Annotated in this window: 4 protein-coding genes; 1 reads left to right on the top strand and 3 read right to left on the bottom strand. The window is 59.0% G+C overall.

Features of this window, described 5'->3' with window-relative positions; genetic code table 11:
• Nucleotides 1–287: 287 nt before the first annotated feature.
• Nucleotides 288–1,775 carry a SulP family inorganic anion transporter gene (locus tag WBM93_RS04770; RefSeq protein WP_424428873.1) on the bottom strand — a complete coding sequence of 496 codons (1,488 nt, stop codon included), beginning with the start codon at nucleotides 1,773–1,775 and terminating at the stop codon, nucleotides 288–290.
• A gap of 265 nt (nucleotides 1,776–2,040) precedes the next feature.
• Nucleotides 2,041–2,739 carry a glutathione S-transferase family protein gene (locus WBM93_RS04765; protein ID WP_424428870.1) on the bottom strand — a complete coding sequence of 233 codons (699 nt, stop codon included), beginning with the start codon at nucleotides 2,737–2,739 and terminating at the stop codon, nucleotides 2,041–2,043.
• Nucleotides 2,740–2,819: 80 nt separating this feature from the next.
• Between WBM93_RS04765 and WBM93_RS04760 the strand changes: the two genes are divergently transcribed.
• Nucleotides 2,820–4,229 carry an alkaline phosphatase PhoX gene (locus WBM93_RS04760; RefSeq protein WP_424428867.1) on the top strand — a complete coding sequence of 470 codons (1,410 nt, stop codon included), beginning with the start codon at nucleotides 2,820–2,822 and terminating at the stop codon, nucleotides 4,227–4,229.
• 9 nt (nucleotides 4,230–4,238) lie between these two features.
• Here WBM93_RS04760 and WBM93_RS04755 read toward each other — a convergent pair.
• Nucleotides 4,239–4,982 (bottom strand): NAD-dependent epimerase/dehydratase family protein (locus tag WBM93_RS04755; protein WP_424428864.1); only part of this gene is annotated, 744 nt, incomplete at its 5' end.

Below are 4,982 nucleotides of genomic sequence, written 5' to 3'. Positions count from 1 at the left end.
CTTCGGGTCGCGGTGATAGGTCACCATCTCATATTCGATGCCGCCCTCTTCACAGAGCCAGATGATACGGGACGAGCGGGAATAGCCGAGATGGTGCAGTTTGATCATGAGGGGCTCCTGTTTAGGTTTGGAGCAGATGTGCGGCAAAGGCCGGGTGTGGTCAACTGGCGATTATTGCTCCCTGCCGAAGGGCAGGGCCCAGAATGATCCTGTGCGATCGTCTGGACTCCGGCCTGCGCCGGAGCACATCAATGTCCGCCTCTAGTTCCCCGGCCTGCACTCGCACATCAATGCCCAACAACCCCCATGCTCTCGAACGGACGATCGCTTTCGCTATATTTCTCGACGATCGTCGCGCTGGCTTCGTTGAGCCCGATCAGTTCGACCTGCTTGCCCTCGTTTTTCAGGCGGTCGACGATTTTCTCCAGCATGCCGGTGGCGCTGATGTCCCAGAAATGGGCGTCGTGCACATCGATGACGACTTTTTCGATGCCATCTTCGTTAAACTCGATCGCTTCGTACATCAGGTCAACCGAACCGAAGAAAATCTGCCCGCCGAAAATATAGCGGTGGGTAGTAATCTCGACAAAATCCTGAATCGTGACCAGCTGGCGAACCTTCCAGGCAAAGAATATGCCGGACAGCAACACGCCGGACAGCACACCGATCGACAGATCATGGGTGGCGACAACCATCACGACCGTAGCGATCATCACGACATTGGACGGCCAGGGATGATGGGTAATCTCGGTAAAGCTTTTCCAGCGGAAGGTACTGATCGCCACAAAGATCATCACCGCAACCAGAGCCGGCATCGGGATTTGCGCAACCAATGGGCCGAGGCCGACAATCAGCACCAGCAGCATCACGCCCGCGACAAAGGTCGAGAGCCGGCGCCGGCCGCCGGATTTGATATTGATCACCGACTGACCGATCATCGCGCAGCCGCCCATTCCGCCGATCCAGCCGGTGACAAAATTGGCAATGCCCTGGCCGTAGGCTTCGCGCTTCTTGTCGCTGCGGGTTTCGGTCATGTCATCGACAATCGAGGCGGTGAGCAAGGATTCCAGCAGTCCGACGGCCGCCATCGCCAATGAATAAGGCGCGATGATCTGCAGCGTTTCCCAGGTGATCGGAATTTGCGGGATATGGAACCACGGCAGGCTGTCGGGCAGCTCGCCCATATCGCCAACGGTGAACACATCCGCCTTTAAGGCGATGCTGAGGCCAGCGAGCACAATGATCGCGGCGAGCGGCGAAGGCACCAAAGTCGTGATGCGCGGCAGGCCATAGATGATCGCCAGACCGCCCGCGATCATCGCGTAGGTCTGCCAGGTAAAGGCTGCTCCGGTCATCTGCGGAATTTGGGCCATGAAGATCAGGATTGCCAGCGCGTTGACGAAGCCGGTGATCACCGAGCGCGACACGAAGCGCATCAGCAGGTCGAGCCGCAGCAAGGCGGCTATCGCCTGGAATATGCCCATCACTATCGTTGCGGCGAACAGATATTCGACGCCATGATCGCGCACCAGCGGCACCACGAGTACCGCCACGGCGGCGGTCGCCGCGCTGATCATCCCGGGACGCCCGCCGATCATCGAAATGATCACGGCGATCGAGAAACTGGCATAAAGTCCGACCCGCGGATCGACCCCGGCGATAATCGCAAAGCCGATCGCCTCGGGAATCAGCGCCAGCGCGACCACCAGCCCGGCGAGAAATTCGGTTCTCGGATTCTGCAGCCAGTCGCGCCGAAAATCACTGTGAATCGCCATGGCCAGCCTCCGTCAATCGAAAAAATGCTGCGCCGCAACATTGGGAAGAAGTGCCTTTGCAGGAAGGGCGGGATTCAGTCAAGTTTAGCGGCATCTGCTCCGCATCTGATGCGGAGCCCGAGGCTTGTGCTCCGCACTTGATGCCGAGCCCTGACGCTGGGCCGACCACACCTGTTCCCTGCCGAAGGGCAGGGCCCAGAATGATCCCTCCCGATCGTCTGGACTCCGGCCTGCGCCGGAGCACGTCAATGCCTGCACCGGGGCACTAACTCACCCGGAAATCCGCCGTTATGGTCGCGGCCGTTGCCAGTTCTTCTTCGTGACCGACTTCGCGTTGCGGTTCGGCGAGCGCCTGACGTTCCCAGTCCTGCATCGCCGGATGCGCGATGACATGATCGACCCACGCCTGGCCTGCTGCTCCGATATCGAGCCCATAGCTGCGCACCCGATAGGCAACCGGCGCATAGAAAGCATCGACGATAGAGAACCTGTCTCCGGCCAGCCAGGGTCCGCCAAATTTGTCCAGTCCTTGCGCGAACAGCTCGCCGATCCGGTCGATATTGCGTTGCAGGGGCTTCTCGACTTTGTGCAAACTTGCCCGCACGCCGACATTCATCGTGCAAAGATTCCGCAGCGGTCCGAACCCGCCGTGCATTTCTGCCGATGCACAACGTGACCATGTCCGCGCTCCTTCATCCTCTGGCCAGCAACCCGGATGGCGCTCGGCGAGATATTCCGCGATTGCCAGAGAATCCCAGATCGTGCGCGTGCTGCCATCTTCACGCTGGTCTTTGAGACATGGTACTTGGCCATTGGGCGCAAACTCGCGAAACCGGTCATAATTTTCTTCTTCAAAATATATGATCTGGTCCGAAAACGAAATTTCCAGCGCCTTCATCAATATCCATGGGCGCAGCGACCAGCTGGAATAGTTGCGATTAGCGGTGATCAGGGTGTAGGTCATATTTCTGTTTTCTCTGGTCGGTAAATTCTGGCCTCGTCCATGTTGGACTTTCGCAACCACGCTAACAGGAAAATTGATCGATGACACTATCCCGAAGAGACTTCATGCGGTCCGCGCAAGCCGTCGGCATATTCTATGCCTCCTTCTCGATTGCCGGATGCGCCCGGGCCCATAGTGCGAACAAGGGATTTGCTCTCATTCCGGACCCTGCAAGGCGCCTCGATCTGCCTACGGGTTTTTCCTATGCTCTGGTCACTGAAACCGGCGGGGCAATGTCCGACGGCTTTTTCCGGCCGGGGCGACCCGACGGCATGGCCTGTTTCGCCCATCCGGGTTCCGCCGATAAATGCATTTTGATGCGCAATCATGAAAACTGGCTGGATTCTGCCACCGGTAGCCCATTCGGCAAGGGCAACGAGCTGCTCGACCGGGTCACCGAAAGCCAGCTTTATGACCGCAAGAAAGACGGGTCACCGTTTTTCGGCGGCGTAACCAAACTCGTCTATGATCTGAAAAACAAGCGTCTGGAGAAGGATTTTCTGGTGCTCACGGGTACTGCTGCCAATTGTGCGGGCGGGCCGACGCCTTGGGGAAGCTGGCTCAGCTGCGAAGAGGAGATGCTCAAGCCGTCAGAAGGTCCGGGCAAATTTCACGGATTCGCGTTCGAAACCCCGTCGAGCGCGACCGGTTTGATCGATGCCGTGCCGCTAAAGGCCATGGGCCGCTTCACCCACGAAGCCGCCTCGGTCGATCCGAAAACCGGCATCGTCTATATGACCGAAGACGCCCGTCACGGCCTGTTCTACCGTTTCATCCCCAAGGTGCCGGGAAAATTGCTGGAAGGCGGCCGCCTGCAGGCGCTTGTTCTCACGAACAGGAAAGCCGCCGTCACATCCAACTGGCCCAAAGACTGGGGCGGCAATGCGCCTGAGCAATTTGTCGTCGGGCAGGATCATGTCGCCGAATGGTTGGATCTGGACGATGTCGAAGCACCCGAGGGCGATCTCGCCCATCGCGGACATGCCGCGGGAGCCGCCCAGTTCATGCGCGGGGAAGGGCTGGATTATGCGGTCCGCATGGATGGAGAGACCGGTGATTTCTACTTCACCTGCACCGAAGGCGGAGCGGAACGCGTCGGCCAGATCTGGCGCTACACACCGGACGAGAGCGCAGGCGATGGATCGGCGGCAGGCGGAATATTGCAGCTATTCTTTGAGTCGACCAGCGCCGATTCCCTCGATATGTGCGACAATCTGGTGGTCGCACCGTGGAACGATATCATCCTCTGCGAAGACGGACGCGGCGACCAATATCTGCGCGGCCTGTCACCGGACGGCGTGATCTACGACATCGCCCGCAACGCCCATAAGGACAAGAGCGAATTCTGCGGTGCCTGTTTCTCGCCGGATGGCCGGACGATGTTCGTCAATGTGCAGGAGCCGGGATATACTTATGCGATCACCGGGCCCTGGGAGACACTGCGCGCCTGACGCACAGCTTCAGCAACGCGCATTGGTCGGCTCTTTTGGAGAAACGTAAGACGGGTCATGCTGAAACGGCAATGGCTTCCCATCCGCTAACGCGGAAACTATGGTCGAAAAATCGGTTGCACAGCGAAAACCAAGCAGGCGCTCCGCTTTCGCGGGATCATAGACACGCTCGATACGATCGGGGAGCACCCAGCCATGCCGGCGATAGAGTTCCTCCACTTGCGGGAATTGGCGCGTGATAATGGCGGGCGCATCGCGCATCAGTTCCGCCGCTTCGGACCGGTCAAACGGCGGTGGCGCGGACAATATAAAGGTTTCACAGCCCAGACCGACGATCTTCTCCAGCGCGGCAATATGGGCATCCGCGGCATCCTCGACGGTAAGCCGGCGATTCAGAAATTCGTTGGCCTTGAGATTGGGGCCGCTGGGCTGTTTCAGCGTGTCGTCATCCTCCGGAAAAAACCGCCCGGTCCGCAATATCGCGACATCCATGCCGTGCATTTTGCTGTACAGACGGCAGAGATGTTCGGCCGACAGCTTGGTCACCCCGTAGATATTGCGCGGTTTCAGCGGCCCGAAATCTTCATCCAGCCAGTAGGCTTCCCCGGCACCGCCGGCCCTTCCCGCGCGCACCTGATCCGATATCATCAGCGAAGTCGTGGACGTAAAGATGAACCGGTCATGGCCCGCCCGAGCCGCAGCCTCCAACAAGTTGAGCGTCCCCGTCACATTGACATCGACAAACGCCTGCGC

This window comes from Parasphingorhabdus sp. (assembly GCF_049667325.1).
Taxonomy (GTDB): Bacteria; Pseudomonadota; Alphaproteobacteria; order Sphingomonadales; family Sphingomonadaceae; genus Parasphingorhabdus.
The sequence above is the reverse complement of the archived record's forward strand: the minus strand, read 5'-3'. Positions and strand labels throughout refer to the sequence as shown.